We start from the raw sequence: 21017 nt of genomic DNA, 5'->3' as shown, positions 1-21017 counted from the left end.
TGATCGGCACAACGACCTTCTCAGCTAGACTTCTCGACCGGTATGCGCGCGCCAATTCCGATGGGCGCGCGCCCTTGGCGCTTGGACCATGTCGCAATCTACCCTGTCCGATTTAATACCTTGATGGCACAAGTCCAACTTGGCGGAGCACGCGCTTCGGCAGCGTAGGGCTAAGCACATGCTTTCCCTTCTCTTCAAATACAGCATCTCAGTATCCGCAATGGCACACCGCTTGCTGATCAAGCGCTGGGACCCGATTCGTGCGACCATTTCGGCCTCACAATTGCGGGCTGAAGCTCAGATGAGCCAACTCAGAGCCAGGGTGTGAGGACGATCCCTGCTCACATGCTTGATGGCCGGTCTCAGAAACTTAACACATCGGAATTGAGAGGAACGTCATGGCTACGACAATCACAATCAACGTGCAAAACAACAGCCCCTCGCTTCAGAACTTCTTCTTCTTCCAGCAGCCGGCTATCTACACGGGCGGGCCTGAGGTGTATACGAATAGTCTGTATTCTCAAGCGCTCCTACCCTATGCGACATCCGGCGCGATCCTGACCTTTTCACTAATTCTGCAGGATTACGCAGGTGTTCAACAGCAGGTGACTCCCCCAACGGTCGGTAAACCCTCAGGTCAACTTTCGGCCACGCAGGCGATCAACGTAACGCCGGCGGCCGGCGGAACACCAACCAAGAATACGACGACGATGACCGTAACTCCATCGCTCGGGCTCTCGTCGCCGGTTTCCACGTCCGGACCGCAAGCCGGCTCTTTCCGGATTATAACGCCGGTCTACAACCCTACCCTGGAGAACTACAATGCAGGATCGGCCCTGCAGACTCTTACCGGTGGCGTCACATTATCCAATTTTGTGACAGCCCAGCCGAATACCAATCTGGATTGTCAGCCCATTCGCATCTTCTATGTCCAGACCGGCAATTACACCGCTGGTACGGTGATGAACTTCACGGCATCTTCGGCCACCGCCGCCGTTTGCGATGCGACGCCGGGCTATTCAAGCTTCAGCGTCGTATACAACGCTGACGGTACGTGGACAATCAAGCCTTTTGCCGTCGTACGCGCCGCTGATGGACGCGGAAGGCTTGTCGAAGGTACAACCGCGACAAATGCCGAGGTGCTGAACGAAGCTGGGACTGCAACTATCTCCACCGGCTATGTTGCTGACGGCAATTTCAATCCTCCCATCCTGGTGCAGAATCTAAGCCATGCTGCTGCAATCAACGTGCTTGGCGAATATCAGGTTGGTCCAATCGGTGGCCCGAAGATAGGGACAACTTGCATCGATAAGCAGGGAACCTCGGCGACGTTCGCCCCGTAGGGCCAACCAAAGCTCCTGCCGCGCTTATGAGTGCCCCGTCGGGGCACTCACTCGCGGACAGCATTTCCAGCCGCTGCTGGGCGAGTATGGTCGGCAAATCACGACCGCTTCACGGCGGTCGGGAGCCTCCGATGTCTTGAATTCGAAACCGCGTGACGGCTTTTTGCGGCCGATTGGGCTACGTAGATAGCACGCGCGCGACCTCAAAAAAGAGCGCTCCCTCCTCGAAGGTTGAGAGGATATCTGATGTCGAACCCGAATTGATACTCGTGCTAATGTTTCCGTTTTTTGCGCCACTTAGCGGAACCGTTACCCGGGACATCGAAACGAAAGTGCTCAAAATTACGGAAACACAAAAGAAAGTCTTCGAGGAGTATGGCTTAGGCCAACAACTCGACGCCCTTTTCGCAGCGGTGGCGGAGCTGGAAGAGCGGTATCAGATGTCGATAGGAACGCAACATGCGGGAACGCCGAGTACCGGACCGGCAATATAACGCCTCCAGAAGAGGACCATGAACATAGAGGATATAAAGCGACGTAATGGCGCCGCCGTGCGCGACGAAGCTGAGCGCGTATTGGACCGTTTGGAGACCGTCAGCGACGCGCAATATCAGGAGGTCCTTAGAAGTCGCAAAATGGCGGGCGGGAGCTCGAGTCAGAAATAGCCCGACTCCCTCTTCCTTGGCGGACGCCGCGACACAGTTGAAGCTATTCGTTCGCCAGCCACGACACTAGCACCTCCATAAAGGATAATGGCTGATCAAGCACATACAGCCTCGCATGGAGATCGTAAGGAGATCATCATGATAAACGAAACCAGCATTACCGACGGCACGGACATAGCAGTCGGCGTATTTCAGGACCTCTCGAAGCAGGTTATCGCCGCGCAGACGGAGCTTTCCAGAAATTACTTCGATGCCTATTGGCACTGGCAGGAGTGCCTCCAAACCGAATCCACACAACTGACGGAGCTCTTCAAGAACGTCTTCTTCACGTACTCACCGGCCGATCAGATAGGCATTCTTCAGGCTTGGATGAAAGGCGCCACGGGGCGCCTCGCGTAGGATTTGATTGCCCCCCGTGCCAACTGGAAAGGCTTTCTGCGTCTATCCCGGGTCACCTGCCCGGTCGCGCTCTATCCGGTGACTTCGGAGAGCGAGAAAATCTCGTTTAACCAACTCCATCGGAAGACTGGCCACCGGATCAAGTACCTGAAGGTGGATGCCGAACCGGCGACGAGGTGCCCAACGAGGACATCGTCAAAGGCTACCGGCTCGAGATGGACCAGTTCATCGAGGTCACCAAAGACGAGCTCGAGGAGATCGCTCTCGAGTCCACGCGGACCATCGAGATCGACGAATTCGTCGACAAGGCCGACATCGACCCGCGCTACCTGATCCGTGGCCACGATGCCTTCGCCGTGATCCGCGAGACAATCCGCGAGATGGACAAGGTCGCGATCGGTCGCGTGGTGCTGACCAACCGCGAGTACATCATCGCGCTGGAGCCGCTGGGCATGCGGTCTCGTCGGCACGCTGCTCCGCTCCCCCTACGAAGTGCGCGGCGAACAGGGTATTTCGACGAGGTCCAGGACGTCAAAGTGACGAAGGACATGCTCGATCTCGCCAAGCACATCGTGAACCAGAAATCCGGAAGCTTCGAGCCGGAGAAGTTCCAGGATCACTATGAGACCGCGCTGATCGACCTCATCAAACAGAAGCGAGCCGGCAAGCCAATCACGCCGAAGGAGCGGCCCGCCGCGACCAACGTTGTCGATCTGATGGAGGCGCTGCGGCGGAGCGTCGGCCGGGAAGCAGCGCCGGCGAAGGCGGCCAAGCCCGCCCAAAAACCTCGGAAGGCGTCGAGCGGGCAGAAGGAAATGCTGATGCCGATCGAGGGCAAGAAGCCGAAGGAGACGGCGGCGAAGAGCCGGCGGCAAAGCCGCAGCGGAAGTCAGCCTGAGGTCGGAATAGGAGGGCCGCATGGATGTGAAAGAAGCTTCCGCGATGACCGAAGCCTCTGGCCTGGTCGACGACCCGGACGCTATCGGCGCACCGCGCCGAGCGGCCAGACGGAGTCGGCCGGGACCCGAAGCTCGCTGCGCCAGCCTCCGAACGAGGCGGCACTGCGCTGGGCCGAACGGCTGCGCAAGGTGGCGGCGAAAGCCCCGTTGTCCTCGCTCTTCGTCGCGTTCCTACTCGGCACCTGGGTCGCGCGCCGGCGCTAGGACAAAGCCGCGGGGGTGCCGACAACCATGGCAAGGAAGCTAACCCGTCTTATTCGTCAGAGGGCGCCTGGCGCCTGAGAGGCTGGCGAGCGTGGTGTAAAGCGCTGATGCGGCGTAGGATTCGGTTGCAAAGCCAACCCCATCACCTTTAGCCGCGAACACCACGCCCGCCATGACCGATGATACGATTCTGCCCTTCTCGTTTCCAGCCGTTCACGCCAAGAAAGTCACAGCTGCCTTCGATGGCGGTCGGCTGACCTCGAACGGGGGCGTGATGCTTCTGGCGATGGCCGAGCGGCGTCTCGGCTTGGCCGACAATTTGGCCCGCGTGTTCCCGGATCGGCGCGATCCGACGCGGGTCGTGCACAGCCTTGTCGATATGTTCCGCGCGCGCATGTTCGCGATCTGCTGCGGCTACGAGGACGCCGACGACCTCGATCATCTGCGGTCCGATCCCGCATTCAAGCTGGCCTGCGGACGGCTGCCGGACACGGGTCGCGATCTGTGTTCCCAACCGACGCTGTCGCGGCTGGAGAATGCTCCGCGCCTTCGACGCATGGATGGATAGCTACCCGCGCGAGCCGGCATCCGTCACGCTCGACATCGATGATACCTGCGATGTCGTCCACGGCCATCAGCAGCTCTCGCTGTTCAACGCTCATTATGACGAACGCTGCTTCCTGCCGATCCACGTCTACGACACGGAGAAGAGCCGGCCCGTGGCGGTCGTGCTGCGGCCCGGCAAGACGCCGGGCGGCGTCGAGGTGCGTGCCCATCTGCGCCGCCTGATACGGCATATCCGGACGCGGTGGCACAACACGCGAATTACGTTCCGTGGCGACGGGCGCTATGCCCGGCCGGAGGCAATGGCGTGGTGCGAGACCAACGGCATCGACTACATCTTCGGTCTGTCCGGCACCAAGCCGCTCGCCAGAAAAGTCGACGAGGCCGCCGACGGCATCCGCACGCGCCGTGCCATCGAGGACCTGCCGGTTCTGCGTGGCTATACCGAGACGCGCCACAAGGCAAAGTCCTGGGATCGCGAACGACGTACCGTCGCCCGTACTGAGGCGACGATGCTCGGCCTCGACATCCGTTTCGTCGTCACCAGCCTCGATGTCGGCTCGGCCGAGTGGATCTACGACAGCCTGTATTGCGCGCGCGGCCAAGCCGAGAATCTGATCAAGCTGCATAAGACGCAGCTCGCCTCCGATCGCACCAGCTGCCGTTCGGCGCTCGCCAATCAAGTCCGCCTCGTTCTCCACACCGCCGCTTATTGGCTGATGCTGACCGTGCGCGACGCGATTCCCAAAGCCCGGGAATTGGCCACAGCCGAGTTCGCGACGCTGCGTCTTCGTCTCTTGAAACTCGCTGCCCGTGTCGTCGAGACCACGAGCCGCATTCGCCTTGCGTTTGCCGCGGCATGTCCCGAAGCCGACCTGATCCGCGGCTTGCCAGGCGCGCTGCTGCCGCTCGGTCCTTGACCGGCGGGGCGTCCACCCCCCGTTCGCCCAACCCATCCCTCAAGCGCGTTGCAAAGTACCGGTCGTCAGGCGGTGAAAAGCCGAAGGCAATCCCGCGCGCCTCGTCAGAGCAGATGTGCGGCCACATCAATCGGACCAAAAAAAACGCACTCTCACGAATAGGACGGGTTAGCTTGGTTGATCGAGACCTGTAAGCTCAATAGCGTCAGCGCCGAGCACTGGCTCTCCGACGTCCTCGCGAAGCTCGTCAACGGTCTCGGCGAGAAGCTTCGTAAGCGGAATTTGACGCAATTCCCGCCTTATCCCGTCCACTGTTTATGCTCTTGGTGATGCCGATCGCTTCTGACTTCTCGCGTTGATAGCTGAACTCGGTTGTACCGTGCAGCACAAGAACCAAACCTTCAGCGGCGACGACACGATCACGTGTCGATTGGAAAAGGCCGGTCAGAATGTCCGCTTCGCTGACCCGGTCATTGGAGAAGAAGCGGTAGGCTGCCTTGGTATTCGCCCAATCCTGGCAGACGAGCTGGATGCTTTGTCCCATGGCGCTTCCAATCTGCGTGAGCTGTTTGCGGAATCTGTCGCCGAGCCCGCGTCCCTAAACTCGCATCCACTACTCTCTCGATCAATCCAACATTCGCCTTTCCAGGACCGCAAACAGCCTTTTGCGGATTGATCCCTTAATGTCAGCCCCATAGAGCGCCCCCGTGGCCGCAGTCAGATCAACCAATGGAGGACCGCCGTAGGTGCTTGAGCGAGCCCTGGCAGCCTGCGCTGGCTCAAAGTGAGCATCGTCGCGCAACTCGGACGGATTCGGATCCACCAGTGCGAGATACTGAACCCTCGCAGTTGATGGTGACGCCGGTGCTTGCATCTGCCGCCGCGACAACTCCTCGCTCAACCACGCCAAAGCTTCATCGTCCGAGGAGGCTGGCATCGGAGAAAGCCGCTGCGGCGAGCCGAGCTGTCGAGCGCCATGGTGATGACCCGGTACCGGCCCGGCAAACGGCGGCGCAAAGTCGGGCGGCGGGCTCCAAGCGTTGTCACGCAACTCAAATGATGCGGGCGAATTCGGATTAACCGCTGCTTCAAGACCGCCATAGGTGTCTGAGTGAACCCTGGCAGAGTGCGCTGGCGATGCTTCCAGCATCGGCCACATACTCCAATCAAAGTTGAGCGGCGTCGTGGTCGAGTAGCTCGGCCATTTGGCTTTGCCCTCACAGATCCGGGCAGGCGGCTTTCCCGCACCCGGCTCTTCCCGAGGGTAACCCGCGTCATATCCGCGCCTGTGCCCACGTGCGAGTGATGCATGGAACGGGCAGACGGAAGCGTGCCGTCAGGGTCTCGAACTCGGACCAGCCCATGCGCCGACTTTTCTGGCTGCGCCGTCTCAGACAGCGCATCCAGGTCCGACGCACTTCGCGGTAGAAGCCGTTGAGCGCTGGATAATTGTGCGGCCTGCCGTAGTAGCCGTAGTGTCCACGCAGCACAGCGGCGAACCACTCGTGCTGCGAGGCAGTGGCGCGTGCATGAGCCGCCTGGCCTCCTGGCGCAACGCCGTCAGCTTGCGCGTCAGGCGTTTCCCTTCCGTCTTGTGCTTCACGATAAACCCGCCGTCCCTGGTCCGCCCGCAGTAGTGGGTGAAGCCGAGGAAGGCGAAGGTTTCTGGCCGCCGCTCGCCGCGCCGCTGACGCGAGAGGGCCGCGAACCGGCCAAACTCGATCAGCCGCGTCTTGTCCTCATGGAGCGTTAGGCCGAAGCCGGTCAGCCGCGTCTTGAGGGCAAAGAGCATTTCCTGCGCATCTGCCTTGTTCTCGAAGCCCATGACGAAGTCGTCCGCATAACGCACAGTCACGACGCGACCGCGTGCATGGCGACGACGCCATTGGTGGACCAGAGATCGAGGATGTAGTGCAGGAAGATGTTGGCAAGGAGCGGGCTAATGCTCGCCGCCTTGCGGCGTACCCCTGTCTGTATCTTGCTTCTCGCCGCTCTCAAGAACGCCAGTTCGCAGCCACAGCTCGATGAGCCGTAAGATGCGAGGATCGGTGATCCTGTGCGCCACCATCCGCAACAGCCACTCGTGGTCGACCGAGTCGAAGAAGCTGCGTATGTCGGCATCGAGCACCCAGTTGGAAGGTAATCATCGGAACATGAGAGGCCCGACCGGGTCCATTGGATTGGTCTCCAGTGGGGGACAGCGGCAAGGCACTGCCAGAGCCGTCGTCCGAGCTGAGGTCGGGAGTCGGACTTGTCCATACTACCTGTGAAGTCGTGGAAGGAAACGAGACGTATGGAGAAGGACCAGCCGAGGGGAGCCCGCGCGAGAAGGCCAGAGTCCGGACAGAGAGCCGGGTGCTTTGCCGCCGAACCTCGAACGGGTCAACGCGGCGGCCAAGCAGGCTGCCCAAACCCGGTTCACGGCCCTGCTGCACCACATCGACGAGGACGCTCTGCTTCGGGCGTTTCGACGACAAAAGCGGCAGGCAAGCGCGGTGGGCGATGGGGTAACGGTGGCGAAGTACGAAGAGGAGCTCACGGATAACCTCCGCGACCTCTGCGCACGAGTCCACACTGGTCGTTATCGGCCACAGCCGGTGCGACGAGTCTACATCCCCAAAGCCGACGGCGGTAAGCGGCCTCTCGGTGTGCCGGCGCTAGAGGACAAGATTGTCCAAAGCGCGGTAGCCGAGGTGCTGAGCGCCGTCTACGAGGCCGACTTCCTCGGGTTCTCCTACGGCTTTCGGCCGGGCGGAATCCTCATATGGCGCTTGACGCCTTGCACACGGCGATCATGAGCCAGCGCGTCCGACGACAAGGTGAAGGCGTTCCTCGCCCGGCCGATCGAGGGTGACTGGCCGTATCTGTGGATCGACGCCACCTACGTGAAGGTACGCCAGCAGGGGCGTATCGTGTCGGTCGCAGTGATCGTCGCTGTTGGCGTCAACAGCGACGGCCGGCGCGAAGTTCTCGGCATGGATATTGGCCCTTCCGAGGCCGAGACGTTCTGGACGGCGTTCCTGCGCAAGCTCGCTCGCCGGGGCTTGCGTGGCGTCAAGTTGGTCGTCTCCGACGCCCATGAGGGCATCAAGGCCACCGTCGCCAAGTGCTCAACGCCGGCTGGCAACGGTGCCGCGTCCACTTCATGCGCAACGCGCTGGCGCGCGCCGGCAAGAGCGGGCGGCGCGTCGTCTCCGCCTTCATTGCCACGGCGTTCGCCCAGGACGATGCCGAGGCCGCACAAGCAAAGTGGCGGAAGGTCGCCGACCAGCTTCGTCCCAAGCTGCCCAAGCTTGCCGGCTTCCTCGACGAGAGCCGAGACCGATGTGCTCGCTTATATGGCGTTCCCGCCGCAACACCGGACCAAGCTCCACTCGACGGATGAGATGGACAAGCCATTTCTTCATGGCCGAGACGACGATTACGGAGATCGCCGTAAGTCCATTCTTTTGTTCGGTCGCGCTGCGGGCCATTCTTCCGTCCCGGCCACCGATCTTGCACCCGCCGCGCGCAGGGCCGGTCAAGGCTGGCCGCGTTTGCGGCCACTGCATGGCTTGGCCTTGACCGGCCCGAGCACGACGGCACGCTGGCGTGGAACGGGGCTGCGTTCCTGGCGTGGCTAGATCTTCCCGTCAGCCGCGATTATGGTTGTCGGGCGCGGGCGACCTCGTGGCGAAGCGTGACGCGTCGGCTGCAAGTGTCACCGGACTGCCTATTTTGTCCTGCCGGATTGAGGCGCCCACGCGCCGGGTTTTGGTCGCCTCGGTTTCCATTGCGACACTAATCGTTCGTAGCTTTGCTCCGCCTGGGCGGCAATCAACATCTCGCGGTCGCGCAGCGCCTTGATGTTGTAGGCATAGGCTGCTCCGCGACGGCTCCCTTTCTGTTGTGGATGTCCGGCTTGAAGTTGCATCGCGCGGGTCTTGTTGGCGACCAGCGCTGGGCGCGCCCACAGGTAACCTTCCGCCTTCGTCAACAAATGCGAACAGAGCACAGTGAGCTTGCGAGCCACGGCGACCGCGGCGATCTGATGGCCGCGCCGGGCGCGGATGCGGACGAAAAACGCATGCAGTGGACCGGGCGCCTTGGCCGCTGCCCAGGCCGCCTCAACCAGCATGGCACGCGCATGACTGCGGCCGATCTTGCTGATACGGCCGTGGTGGGCCGCTCCCAGCTCGGACTGCCGCACCCGCGGGTTCAGCCCGAAATAGCTCACCAGCTTCTGCGGGCTGTTGAATCGGCTGATGTCGCCGACCGCTGCGACGATCCGGCGGCAACCGCCAGATTCACACCGGTGATCGTCATCAATCTGTTGACCGCGGAATCGTCGATGGCATCCTGCGCGATGTCGCGGTCGAGCAGGGCCAGATCTTCCGCCAGCCGGTCAAGCTCACGGACGTGCCGATCGATGGCTGCTCGCTCATCGTCTGGAAGCTGTTGAGCAGCCAACCACGCTCGGCCGCGAGCGTTGAAGAGATCGGCATGCGGGCACTTTGGGATCAGGTGCGCATGCAGGATCGAATGCACCTCGTTCTTGAGCCGCGTGCGGTGCCGCACGATTTGGTATCGCCGCGCCACCAGTCTGCGCTTGCGTTCGGTCTCCGCGTCAGGAGTCCAGATCTCCGGCAGGTATCCCGCCGCCTGCAGACTGGCGAGCGTGCCAGCGTCGATCTTGTCGGTCTTGACGTGAGCCTGGGCGATCGCCTTCACCTGCAAGGGATTGGCGATAATCACCCGCGCCAAGAATGGCGATTGGTCAGCCATCGCACCTTGCGAGGAGCCTGGATGTCCTCGAACCGCTGCTCGACACAGTGGATCATCATGCCCCTGATCATCTCGCCGGAAATCCCGGCCGTCGTGGTCACTCAGCGATGACCTCGCAGTCATGGCGGTCCAGAGCAAAGGCAACCGCGCGCGATCTCGCCATTCCAGCAGGTGAACTCGATCGCGTCTGAACACCAGCGCTCATTGGAGCGGCTTGTCATGATCGTTCCATCATGGGCCCGCGGGACGCGGCTGTAAATAAGCCCCAGAATGCGCTCCGGGGCGACGTGAGGCCAACCTATTGATCTGGTTCGTGACTTTGGAAGACAGCGGGAGGCCGATCGGCGCCGATCCGGACCTCATCGTGAACGAATTTCCTCGTGCGACATCAGAGCGTTGCGTTCATCTGAGTTGGGGTCCCGCTTCGGTGCTTATTCACAGCCAAGCTGGTCTTTGCGAATCTTGACCGGTTCAACCTCAAACTGGGCTTACTTCTGTCACCGCTGGCAACCGAGCGACCCGGGGTTCTGCAGCGACACTCGTCAGCTGATCGACAGGTGGGCCTGCTAAGGGCAGAACGCTGCCACGTTGACGGTCCTCCGGGATATCGGACCCCGGCCTCCGCGCGCGCGCAGATCCTGGACAACTGGGTTTCGGACAACGCGGGCTCGCACTTGCTGGATTTGTCCTCCCTCTCCCTGACCGCTTTGCCCGCCGCCCTGCCGCCAAGATTGCTTGAACTGCGCGCCAGGCACAACGAGCTAAGCAGCCTGCCCGCTAGCTTCCCAACCGGTCTTCAGCATCTTCTCATTAGCCATAACCGGTTGATCAGTTTGCCGGACGCTCTTCCGGCGACCCTCTCTCGGCTGGAGGTGGCCGATAACAGCTTGACCAGTCTGCCGGCCAACCTTCCGGCTCGGCTCGAGATCCTGAACGCAAGCGACAACCGACTAACTAGCCTGCCGGACGCTCTCCCGAGCAGGCTCACCTCGCTCGCGGTTAGTGGCAATCAGCTGACCGACCTCCCCGACTCCCTCCCATCGGGGCTCATTGAACTCGATGTCAGCAGCAATCAATTGGCCAACCTCCCCGCCCCTCTTCCGAGCACGCTCCAATCGCTCAATCTCAGCGGTAACCGGCTGACCAGCCTACCCGAGGGTCTTTTATCGAGTTTTAGCTACCCGCATTTGGAGAACCTCGAGTTCGGGGATAACCCGCTGCCGGACGACGTCCTCGCTAATCTGGCGGCGGCTGAAGCGCCACCTCAGCTTGCGCAGCAATCTCTGTATGAGGCTGCCGCGCACTGGCTGGGAGACGCCCCCTCGGCACTGGCCGAATGGCAGCACTTTGCGGATGAGCCCGGCGCGCAGGACTACGCACGACCACTGCGCGTCCAGGAACGGCAGGTGCCCATCCAGGGTGCTTTGACGTAATCGAGAACGGCCGCTGCAAGTGGCATCGAGCGCGGCACGCTCACAGGTGTGAGGGAGACGACAAGCGCTCTGCCTGTTTGTGAATCGACGCTGAACATTGACTCCGCACGCGCGAAGTCAATCAAGCACTTGGGACGCCGATCGGCGTCCGGATTCCACGCCGATTCACAGGGGCTTCCGTCAGCGTCGAGCCTTGCAACCGCTTTACGAGAGCGCGCGGTTTCGTCGCACCCTAAGTAGAAACCAACTGTTGCAAACGTATAGGTTGTTTGCAACCCTCGGCTTGGGCCTCAGAAACCTAAGATAGCATCAGTGGCCATCAATGGGCCAGCGTATAACGGCCCCGTTCGGTGGGACGGTGCGCCTATGTCTAAGGGGCACCCCAAAAGCACATTGGCCGTTCAGGATTATGGTTTCTGAACCCCGCGCGCACTGACAGTTCAGGTCCGGTCATCATGAATCAGGCACAGCCGCAGAAGCCGCTTCCCGAAGGCGATACATCCGTCATCAAGGACGAGGAAGCGGGCGCGCGGGGATTGCAGCGCGACTTGCAGGACCGCTTGCAGCCGGCGGACGACGAGCCGGTCAGCGAGCCTGTCAATGATAGCGCCCCCCATCCCCAAGCGCCTGCAGGCTCGGGCCGGTGGGTTCGACGCCTGCTCAAGGTCGGCATTGGCCTCGCCCTCGTCGCGATCTTCGGATGGCTGCCGCTGAAGGCCGTGCTGCAGACCTCGAGCGTCGAGGCCGTGGTCAATGCCAGGATCGTGACCCTGCGCTCGCCGATCGACGGCACCGTGAGTGCGAAGCCGCAGAGCTCCACGCAGCTCAGTGTGGTCCACGAAGGCGATACGATCCTTCATGTCGTCAACGCGCGCGGCGATCGGGTGCGGCTCGACGATCTCCGGCGGCAGATGTCCCGGATGGAGAATGAGCGCCCGAGTCTGGCCGCAAAGCTTGCGGCCGCCGAGACGTCGCAACAGGACCTCGCGCGCCAGGCGGCCCAGTTCCGCGACGGCCGCATCCTCCAGCTCGAGGCGCGCATCGCGGAAATCCAGACCGCGATCGAGGCCGCGGCCGCGCGACGGGAAGAAGCGACGGCGGCGGTTGAACGCGCCTCGTCGCTGATCAAATCGGGCAGCGTCTCGACGGTCGAAATGGCCCGGCTGACGCGCGAGCAGGCGATCGCCCATCAGACCGAGATAGGCGCGCAGCGCCGGCTCGACGCCGCCAAGGTCGAACTCACCGCGGCAAGGAACGGCACCTATCTTGGCGACAGCTACAATGACCGGCCGAGTTCCGTGCAACGCGAAGAGGAGATGCGCCAGCGTGTCAACGATCTGCGCGCCGATCTGGTGCATTCCGATGCGGAGATCGACTGGCTTACCCACGAGATTGCCTCGGAGCAATTGCACTACATCAACCGGGCGGAAGCCGACATCAAGGCGCCGGTCGCCGGGCGCATCTGGGAGATGATGACGTCGCCGGGCGAGGACGTCAGGGCCGGGCAGCCCCTGCTCAAGCTGCTTGATTGCAGCGGTGCGGTGGTCACCGCCAATGTCACCGAAGGCGTCTATAACCGCCTCAGGCTTGGTGAGCAGGCGAGCTTTGAGCCGAACGACGGCAGCGCTTCGATCAAGGGTGAGATCGTCAACCTCACCGGTGCATCGGGGGCGCCCGCGAACCTTGCGATCAATCCGGATGCGCTGAACAAGGAACCGTACCGGGTGACGGTCTCGATGCCGGAGCTCGATACCACGGGCAAGGAATGCGCAGTCGGCCGCACCGGGCGGGTGGTGTTCAACACGGACGCGGCAAAGCCATGATGGCGGCATTCGCGCCCGGGCTGGTCGCCTTCGGCGCCTGTCTTGCGATCCTGCCGATGCTCCGGCGCGAGCAGACGCTGGGGCGCGTCATGATGACCGGCATATCGTTCCTGCTGCTGTTGCACTACTTCGTCTGGCGGGTGACCCAGACCTTGCCGCCGTTGGGGCTCACCGCCGACGCGGTGGTCGGCTATCCCTTCGTGGCGGCCGAGGCGGCCTCGATGATCGCGGTGTGCCTGTCGTTGCTGTTCCTCAGCCGGACCATCGACCGTTCGCCCGCGGTCAATGCCATCCTGCGTCAATCCAAGGCATTGACGGATGCGCCGCGCGTCGACGTCTTCATCTGCACCTACAATGAAGAGAAGGCGATCCTCGAGCGAACCATCATCGGCGCCACTGGGCTGAACTATCCAAATTATCGCGTCTGGGTGCTCGACGACGGACGGCGGCTCTGGCTGCGCCGGCTCGCCCAGGAGCTCGGCTGCAACTATCTGACCCGTCCGGACAACCGCCATGCCAAGGCCGGCAACATCAATCATGCGCTCCAGCACGTTTCCGGGCTGCCGGACCGGCCGGAGTTCGTCTCGATCCTCGATGCGGATTTTGTCCCGATGCCGGACTTCCTGACGCGGGCGATGAGCCTGATGCAGGACGGCACCGTCGGCGTCGTGCAGACGCCGCAGCACTTCATCAATCCGGATCCGATCCAGACCAATCTCGCCGCAACCGACGTCTGGCCCGACGAACAGCGTTTCTTCTTCGACATCCTGATGCCGGCCAAGGACGCCTGGGGCACGGCATTTTGCTGCGGCACCTCATCGCTGATGCGCTTTTCCGGCCTGATGCAGATCGGCGGCTTTCCGACCGATTCAGTCACAGAGGATTATCTCGTCACGCTGCGCCTGAAGGAAAGGGGATTGCGCACGGTCTATCTCAACGAGCGCCTGACCATCGGCCTCGCGCCGGAGGGATTGAAGGAATACATCACGCAGCGCGGGCGCTGGTGTCTCGGCTTCATGCAGATCTTCAGGGGTCGCAGCGGGCCGTTCTCGCGGCAATCGAAGCTCGCCTTCATGGACCGGCTGTCGCTGGTCGACGCCTTCATGAGCTGGGCGGCGGTCTATGGCACCAAGGTTTTCGGCCTCGTCGTGCCGTGGCTCTATCTGCTGTTCGGCATCAAGGCGGTTCACGCCGATCTGTTCGAGCTTCTGAAGTACTTCATGCCGTTCTATGTCTGGCACGCCTTCACCATGGCCTGGATCTCGCGCGGTCGCTCGCTCGCGATCATGACCGACGTGTCGCAATACATCGCAGCCCCCGCGGTCTTGAAGGCGGTCGTGACCGGCCTCGCCAAGCCGCAAGGCCACAAGTTCAAGGTGACGGCCAAGGGCGGCGACCGCAATCGCCGCTTCATCGAGTGGCCGCTGCTGCGGCTCTATGGCAGCGCCTTGCTCATCACGCTGCTGGCGATCGCCTACGCATTCATCCTGCATCTGCGCGGCGACAGCATCGCCTATGGCGGGCTGGCGCTGGCCTGGAGCCTCTATAATTGCGTCGCGCTCGCGATCGTGTGCTTCATTTGCATCGAGCAGCCGCGGCGTCGCAAGGCCGAGCGCTTCGAGCGTGACGAGCCGATCCTGATTCACGAAGGTACGGAGCCGCGGCTGGTCCGGATGGTCGACATTTCGATCTCGGGCGCGCGCTTCATCGATCCCGCCCCTCCCGCAATCGGCGCCTCGATCAAGTGCAATGTCTACGGACAGAACGTGGCCGCGCTCGTGGTCCGCCGCACCCGCGATGGCTTCGGCGTCCGTTTCGAGGACGCGGTTGCGACGCGGATCAATGTCGTGCGCGCATTCTATGCCGGCGAATATGTCCGCGCCTTCCGCAGTGTCCGCGCAGCGCCGGTCGGCAAGGCCCTGCTGATGCGGCTGTTCGGCTAGAGCGGTATGAATGAGGTGGGCCTGCAGCAGTCCCATCCGTCGTCATTCCCCGATGCGCAATTGCGCATCGGGGAATGACGAGTGGAGAGAGGCGACGCGTCAAGCCGCCGGCTTCGCCGCCTGGTCCTCGGTCGACAACAGATGCAGCAGCGCTCTTGATCGCGGCCTGCCGGGTCGGCGCGGTGATCTGGGCGCCGAGCAGGTCGGTGATATAGAACACGTCGCGGGCGCGCTCGCCGAAGGTCGCGACATGCGCCGAGGCGATGTTGAGGTTGAGCTTCGAGGTCGCGGTGGTCAGCTGGTAGAGCAGGCCGGGGCGGTCGAGGCCGGAGACCTAGATTGTGAATCGACGCTGAACATTGACCCCGCACTTAGTCGATTTCCCACGTGAACCTGATCTGATCGCCGACTTGGATCTGATAGGGGGAGCAGAACCAAGCCAAGGAGAAGATATCCCGCGTGCAGGCGCGGCAACCTCTGATAAACGAAAAATATCCAGGGCTGAGCGGATCGATTCTTGAGCAACAGCGAGTATTGGGTTCCTTGAGCTAGCGCGGCGTTCGCCGGCTGCAACGCGCGCCGTTCGTTGGTTAGCTCTTTCTCAGCGTAGCTAATATGGATCGGCATAGGCGTCTCCCCTGATTTTGATCGGCAGCATTGATGATCGCCGATGAGTTACGGTTACATGTGTCGATTTCCCTATCAACAGCGAGAGGTGATAGGTTGACACGCTACCGACGCTAGGTAGCGGATATACGGATCGGAGTTTCGTCAGTCGTGGCTTGGACGAGCCTGATGGCGCGAATAGCATCATCCTTTTTGTGGTAGCTTTCGCCGGAGGTGACGATATAGAGACCATTCCGCGCGTGAAGCTTCCAACGCCATTCCTGGTGCTCGTCTCGGTACAATTCGAAATGCATCGTAAGTCTCCGACGATGGTCAATTCGAAGTCTTCAGTCCTTTACCGTTCGTTCGTCCCTTGGACTAGTCCAAGGGCAGGGACAGCATCAGGTCTTGCGATGGTAGCCTTCACCAGAGCTGGCAATCTTATGGTGATTCCCGCCGTGCAGCGACCAACACCACTCTCGCTTGTCGTCCTGATAGAGGTGGAAATACATCGGTGGTCTCCGGCGATGGTGCGTTCCGCCATACCCATTCGACCACATTCGGTGACCTGAAAAGCCTATGAGAAATGGTAGTTTGCAGCGGATCAGCGGCCGCGCTTACGCCGCTCGCCCGGTTAGCTCGGATAACTGAAATGGACCCTACACTGAGGACCGCTGGGTCCGGTTTCTTAAGTGGAGCCGCTGCCGTTCGTTCTTCTCAATAGCCTTACGCTACTCTTGCTTGCTGCTGTTGTGGCCCTGGGGATGTGGGCAACGCGCAGCGTTGTCCAAGCGTCTCGCTTGCGAGAAGCGTCATATCTACAGCCTCATGGCCATCCGAATAACCCTTGAGATGTCCTCATATTTTAGCGCGCCACAGGCGTTCGATGAACAAGTTGTCTATCCAGCGCCCTGTTGTCGGGCAGAACTATTGTTGTTGGCGGATTGACTGTCTGTAGCCCGATCGAGACAGATCGGGCTGGCCCGCCCGCCCGACTTACTGCGTCTTCAGGAGATTGCAGGCGCTGTCCGCGGCCGGGCGCCAAGCATCTTCGGCCGGAATGGTCCGCGTGATCTCGTAGTAATCATAAGGATATTTTGACTCGATCGACGCCTTTATGCGCGCGGCATAGAGCGGTCGCATCACCTGACCGTCGGCGCGGATCCTAACATTCTTCATCTCGAAATCATTAGCCGGGGTGTTCTTCATCTGTCGCACCACCGCCTCGCCTTCGTCCGTCTGCGCCGCGGCAATCGCCTTGAGATAGTGCATAACTGCACTGTAGGTGCTCGCGTGCGCCTCGTTCGGGATCAGCCCATCGAATGCTGCCTCGTAGCGCTTCGCGAAGGCGCGCGTCTCGTCTGTCCTATCCCGGTAAAACGTGGTGGTCAGACGTACATTCTGCAGCGGCTGCAGGCCGATGCTGTGCGTCTGATTGATCATCAATCCCAGCGGAGCTAGCTGCTGCTTCTGCGTGAGCCCGAACTCCTCAGCCTGCTTCAGGGCATTGGCGAAGTCTGCCCCCGAATCGGGCAAAGCGACGACCTTTGCACCGCTCGATTGAGCCGTCAGGAGAGCAGACGCGAAATCGGAAGAATGGCGGAGCGGCGGCGCAGCTCCCGCTTGCCACTCTCAGGCCTGGAATCGCAGAAGGCCTCGAGGAAGATCCAGATCCATGCATCGACCAGCAAGGAGCCTTCCTCCGAAGTGACTGTCAAAGATTACGCAGCCCCTTGGCGATCGCTTGGCCAACCTCTCGCTTAGCCTGATGACCATGAATTATCAAGAAGAACCAACCAATTGGCATGCCGACCTCACGGTCGATGGGCTTCGACGCGGTCCATCAGGATACGGACCGACGCGTCGCCAGCGATGAGCCTCTCTTCCGGCAAATGCAGCGGGCACGGCACGAACCCGATCTCGAGCGTACCTTTATCGTCATAGTCGTAGATGTTGAACGCCCAGCGCGCGTAGATCCGCTCGGCCGAAGCACTTGCCCGCCCCGCCCAAGCATTCGATAGAGCCAACCGGCGATTACCTTCTCGCGGATATATCCTCGTGCGTGATCCATGACGGATCGAGTAACTCGTCCTTGCCGTAAGCCAATCTCACAGGTTGCGTTAGGGAACCTACAAGGTTTGGCAGGCGGCTAACTCAACCAGCTTAGGTATCCTACGGCCCCGGTCGCGCAGTGCGGGGACATCCCAGACGAAGGAGATCGCAGATGGCCTACAAGAAACTCGCCAATCAAAGCGGGCTGACGCTTACGGTTTTGCTCATTACGCGTGTTGACTCGGAGCCGAACCGGTAACGGACCGATTGTGGCGGCGGCACTACCGGGGGGCGGTAGACAGACGATTGAGTACGGTAATACGCAGACTCCTTTCCAACGGGATCGTGATTTCCTTGTCTTTCGATGGACGTTTTCGAGCGCCTCGCAGACCGTGACAACTCGCGGGAGGGGCCGGAATAATCTGCTGAAGACACGACACGTTGACCCAGCGGAGCGGGCGGCCTGAACGCGGTGGGCTCGAAACATAAACGCAGTCCGCGGCGCTGCTGATCCCGGCGGCGGCGGGAGCTGGCCGCTGCTGGACGACAAGGCCGACCCTATCCGCGCCGCCGCCTGCTCGATGGGGTGCCGCAGGACGGAAAGGTCAAGCTCATGCCTCCGTCGCAGCGGTGATCGCGGGCTCCGAGTTGTTGAACGGCCTCCGGCCGCGACGCATCCTGGTTCCTTCAACTGGCTAGTACACAAGGACCGAAGGTGCTCTGGGACAGTATCCTTCGGAGACGCTCAAGTGTCCACGAAACGATCTGACGTCATCATGGGAGACGGTATTGCATATGAGCACCAATCTTGCGGTACACGAACCGAGCAACGCGCTCCGGCTGGTGACACAGGCGTATATGAGCCTTCTCCTCATCGCCTTCGCCTTGATGCCTGCCCAGTTCATTGCCTACCTGTATTTCCAGCAGGATTCCACGCTAAAATTCGAAAATCACCCATTCCATGAATTCGCGATTGCCCTCGCCACCCTCGAAGGGCTGTTCGTCACCTATGTGACGTGTCGCTGCTACCGGTCTTCCGGCGAACCTCTGTTGCGTTGGTTGACGCTGGGTTTTCTCGGCTTCGTATTGATCTATTTACTGCACGGCGCCTTCACCAGGATGGCACACCGCAACATCTGGCTGTTTCTGCTCTATGGACCGGCGTCGCGTCTCGCGATGTCGATTCTTCTCTTCGTTGGGCTGCTCAGCTATAACCAGCCATCAGACGAGGTCGAGAAGCGTTCGGATGCGCGCACATGGCTGATGTGGACCGGCCTGTTCCTGACCGTGGATATAGCTGTCGCATTGATCGCCTACTCCCCCTATGCGGGACACCCGGCGGTACGCTTGTCCATGGAGGGCGGTGCACTGGTGTTCAGCGCGCTGAACGTCGCGGTCATGCTCATGCGAGGGATTCACTCGCCGCTCATGCTTGTTTTCGGCATCTCGGTCGCGTGGTTTGCGTTATCGTCGCTCGCATTCATTCTGGCGGCACCGTGGAATCATATGTGGTGGCTCGCCCACGCGATCTTTGCTGGCGGGTTCTTCCTGCTCAGCTATGGCGTTGTCCAGGCTTTCCGAACGACGCAATCCTTCTCGACCATCTATAGCCAGGAAGAAATGATGGCCCGCCTGGCCGATTCGATGGCCGACACTCAAAGGGCGCTACAGCAAGTGCAGGTGAGCAATCAAAGGTTAGAACGCCTTGCCGCCACCGACCCACTGACCGGTGCCGGAAATCGGCGACACTTCCTCGACCATATCGGCGCCGAGATCGCGCGGGCCAAACGAACCGGTGCTCCATTATCTCTGCTGTCGCTCGATCTCGACCATTTCAAGGATATCAATGACTCACGTGGTCACAGCGTCGGCGATGGGGTGCTCCGCGCATTTGTGCGAAAGTGTCTGGAGGCAATTCGCCCTTATGACTCTGTCGCACGCGTGGGCGGTGAAGAATTCATGGTCTTGCTGCCCGGGGCGACGCTCGACACGGCTTACGCGGTAGCCGAACGCCTTCGATCGACGATTGAAGGCACTGCATTCGACGTCGAAGCTCAGCCGTCGGTCGGCGTCACCATCAGCGTTGGGGTGTCGGAGTTCGGGCGCGATGGAGACACGCTTGACGGATTGCTGAACGTCGCCGATCAGCGGCTCTATCGCGCAAAACATGAAGGTCGCAATCGTGTGATTGCCGCGTAAGCTTCATTCATTCGCGCGCTTAGCCTCAGGCGCTCCGCGCCGTGGCGCTCATTTTCGCTGTCATTCTCCAGGTCAGATCCGAAGCTCCACTTACCAATTTCTCTTCGTCGACCATCGCGAAAGCGAGAAAGTTTTTCGGAATGAGTCCGGAGCAGGACAATGGCTTCTCGGTCAGAAAGTTCGCGCTGAAGCTGGTAGAGCAGGCGCGCCGCATTCTTCGTTGCTCAAAAAGCTCGGTAAAATCCAGTTGCCGGAGATCGCCTATACCGCACTAACCCAGGCAAGCGACTATGCCGGCACCTTCTAGGTGGAGCGCGGCTTAACTGGGACGGTTCTCGGGAGTCGCGCAGCCGGTCGAGGAAGAGTCGAAGAAGAATCATGACGTCGGCCGCAATCGCCCATTCATCAATTGCGTGATCCTGCGCCTGGACAGCGCGTTCTATCGATCCTCGGGCAGATGCTGGCGGGCAAGGTGGGTGATCGCGACCGCAGCAGTGTCAACAACCGTCTGTTCGTGAACGGGGTTGTGGGTTCCGCGGTCCGGCGCCTACTGGCAGCACCTGCACCTGCCGGAGCGCTATGGCAAGTGGAACAGCGTGCCTGCGCGGTTTCCCGCTGGCCAAAGCGGCGTGTGGGAGAAAGTGTTTGCCGAACTGATCCGGGATCGCGACAATAAATACCTGATGCTCGACACCACTCTGGTTCGCGTCCACCAGCAGGCCGCGAGCGGAGAAGGGGGCCAAAACTCAAGAACTCGGGCGCTCCGGAGGTTGTTTGACGACCAAGATCCAGATGCTCCGCAACGGCCTCGGTCGTCTCATGGCCGGTCAACGACACGGCAATCTCACTACGAAAGCCCTGCTCGAAGGCTTTGAGGCCGAGGCCGTGCTAGCCGACAGGGCCTATGACTACAACGACATCTGCGCAAAACCATCGCAGACAGGAACTCCCAAGCAGATTTCCTCAGCCGCTCTCGCAAGGTCCCGATCCCCCACGACGAAACGATCTACAAGCTGAGAAACCGCATCGAGCGCTGCTCAACAAGCTCAAAACACTTCCGCCGCTTCGCTACGCGATTCGACCGACGGGCCGAACTTCCTCGCGTTTGTCCACCTCGCCGCAATCTGCTTTTGGCTTCAATGA

12 protein-coding genes and 8 pseudogenes are annotated in these 21017 nt (G+C 61.1%); 11 read left to right on the top strand and 9 right to left on the bottom strand.

Annotation, left to right across the window (positions count from 1 at the left end; genetic code table 11):
- The first annotated feature begins 398 nt into the window (after positions 1-398).
- From WDM24_RS07710 to WDM24_RS44485, 5 genes and pseudogenes are all read left to right on the top strand, one after another.
- Positions 399-1343 carry a hypothetical protein gene (locus WDM24_RS07710; protein ID WP_176396269.1) on the top strand — a complete coding sequence of 315 codons (945 nt, stop codon included), beginning with the start codon at positions 399-401 and terminating at the stop codon, positions 1341-1343.
- A gap of 803 nt (positions 1344-2146) precedes the next feature.
- Complete coding sequence (locus WDM24_RS07705; RefSeq protein ID WP_338696364.1) at positions 2147-2407, top strand: hypothetical protein; 261 nt, start codon at positions 2147-2149, stop codon at positions 2405-2407.
- A 6-nt stretch (positions 2408-2413) separates the two neighbouring features.
- A pseudogene (locus WDM24_RS07700) lies at positions 2414-3305 on the top strand (Ku protein).
- 437 nt (positions 3306-3742) lie between these two features.
- Positions 3743-5054, top strand: a pseudogene (locus tag WDM24_RS07695) (IS1380 family transposase).
- Positions 5055-5222: 168 nt separating this feature from the next.
- Positions 5223-5309 (top strand): annotated as a pseudogene (locus WDM24_RS44485) (transposase domain-containing protein); the annotation flags it as partial.
- On the opposite strand, the gene WDM24_RS07690 reads toward WDM24_RS44485, so the two are convergent.
- The 3 genes and pseudogenes from WDM24_RS07690 to WDM24_RS07680 form a co-directional block, all read right to left on the bottom strand.
- Positions 5302-5598 (bottom strand): transposase DNA-binding-containing protein, encoded by a 297-nt coding sequence (locus WDM24_RS07690; protein ID WP_338830745.1) that lies wholly within the window; start codon positions 5596-5598, stop codon positions 5302-5304. The pseudogene WDM24_RS44485 and the gene WDM24_RS07690 sit on opposite strands and share 8 nt — an antisense overlap.
- Before the next feature lie 81 nt (positions 5599-5679).
- The gene (locus WDM24_RS07685) at positions 5680-6204 is read right to left on the bottom strand and encodes a hypothetical protein (protein ID WP_338696360.1); all 525 of its coding nucleotides are present in this window, start codon (positions 6202-6204) and stop codon (positions 5680-5682) included.
- A gap of 240 nt (positions 6205-6444) precedes the next feature.
- Positions 6445-7182 (bottom strand): annotated as a pseudogene (locus WDM24_RS07680) (reverse transcriptase domain-containing protein).
- A gap of 232 nt (positions 7183-7414) precedes the next feature.
- Between WDM24_RS07680 and WDM24_RS07675 the strand changes: the two are divergent.
- Positions 7415-7852, top strand: a complete 438-nt coding sequence (locus tag WDM24_RS07675) for a hypothetical protein (protein ID WP_338696358.1) — start codon at positions 7415-7417, stop codon at positions 7850-7852.
- 12 nt (positions 7853-7864) lie between these two features.
- A pseudogene (locus WDM24_RS07670) lies at positions 7865-8449 on the top strand (IS256 family transposase); the annotation flags it as partial.
- Between the two features lie 328 nt (positions 8450-8777).
- Here WDM24_RS07670 and WDM24_RS44645 read toward each other — a convergent pair.
- Positions 8778-9806: pseudogene (locus WDM24_RS44645) on the bottom strand (IS110 family transposase); the annotation flags it as partial.
- A 611-nt stretch (positions 9807-10417) separates the two neighbouring features.
- On the opposite strand from WDM24_RS44645, the pseudogene WDM24_RS07655 reads away from it, so the two are divergent.
- The 3 genes and pseudogenes from WDM24_RS07655 to WDM24_RS07645 form a co-directional block, all read left to right on the top strand.
- A pseudogene (locus WDM24_RS07655) lies at positions 10418-11200 on the top strand (E3 ubiquitin--protein ligase); the annotation flags it as partial.
- Positions 11201-11706: 506 nt separating this feature from the next.
- Positions 11707-13074 carry an HlyD family secretion protein gene (locus WDM24_RS07650; RefSeq protein ID WP_338696352.1) on the top strand — a complete coding sequence of 456 codons (1368 nt, stop codon included), beginning with the start codon at positions 11707-11709 and terminating at the stop codon, positions 13072-13074.
- A complete protein-coding gene (locus WDM24_RS07645) occupies positions 13071-15017 on the top strand; it encodes a glycosyltransferase (RefSeq protein WP_338696350.1) in 1947 nt (648 codons plus the stop codon). Before WDM24_RS07650 ends, WDM24_RS07645 begins: the two co-directional genes overlap by 4 nt.
- 99 nt (positions 15018-15116) lie before the next feature.
- On the opposite strand, the pseudogene WDM24_RS44480 reads toward WDM24_RS07645, so the two are convergent.
- The 5 genes and pseudogenes from WDM24_RS44480 to WDM24_RS07630 all read right to left on the bottom strand — a co-directional run.
- Positions 15117-15351 (bottom strand): annotated as a pseudogene (locus WDM24_RS44480) (hypothetical protein); the annotation flags it as partial.
- Between the two features lie 406 nt (positions 15352-15757).
- On the bottom strand, positions 15758-15937 hold the full coding sequence (locus WDM24_RS44475; protein WP_414645700.1) for a YegP family protein: 180 nt from the start codon (positions 15935-15937) through the stop codon (positions 15758-15760).
- Positions 15938-16619: 682 nt separating this feature from the next.
- Positions 16620-17159 carry an ABC transporter substrate-binding protein gene (locus WDM24_RS07640; RefSeq protein ID WP_338830742.1) on the bottom strand — a complete coding sequence of 180 codons (540 nt, stop codon included), beginning with the start codon at positions 17157-17159 and terminating at the stop codon, positions 16620-16622.
- 32 nt (positions 17160-17191) lie between these two features.
- On the bottom strand, positions 17192-17314 hold the full coding sequence (locus WDM24_RS07635) for a hypothetical protein (protein WP_338696346.1): 123 nt from the start codon (positions 17312-17314) through the stop codon (positions 17192-17194).
- Positions 17315-17437: 123 nt separating this feature from the next.
- Positions 17438-17650: a hypothetical protein gene (locus tag WDM24_RS07630; RefSeq protein ID WP_338830740.1), complete on the bottom strand. Its 213-nt coding sequence runs from the start codon at positions 17648-17650 to the stop codon at positions 17438-17440.
- Positions 17651-18470: 820 nt separating this feature from the next.
- Here WDM24_RS07630 and WDM24_RS07625 point away from each other — a divergent pair.
- Entirely contained in the window at positions 18471-19874 is a 1404-nt protein-coding gene (locus WDM24_RS07625) for a GGDEF domain-containing protein (protein ID WP_338696342.1), read from the top strand.
- Positions 19875-21017: the final 1143 nt, after the last annotated feature.

Source organism: Bradyrhizobium sp. 27S5, from assembly GCF_037217225.1.
GTDB lineage: Bacteria > Pseudomonadota > Alphaproteobacteria > Rhizobiales > Xanthobacteraceae > Bradyrhizobium > Bradyrhizobium septentrionale.
The sequence above is the reverse complement of the archived record's forward strand: the minus strand, read 5'-3'. Positions and strand labels throughout refer to the sequence as shown.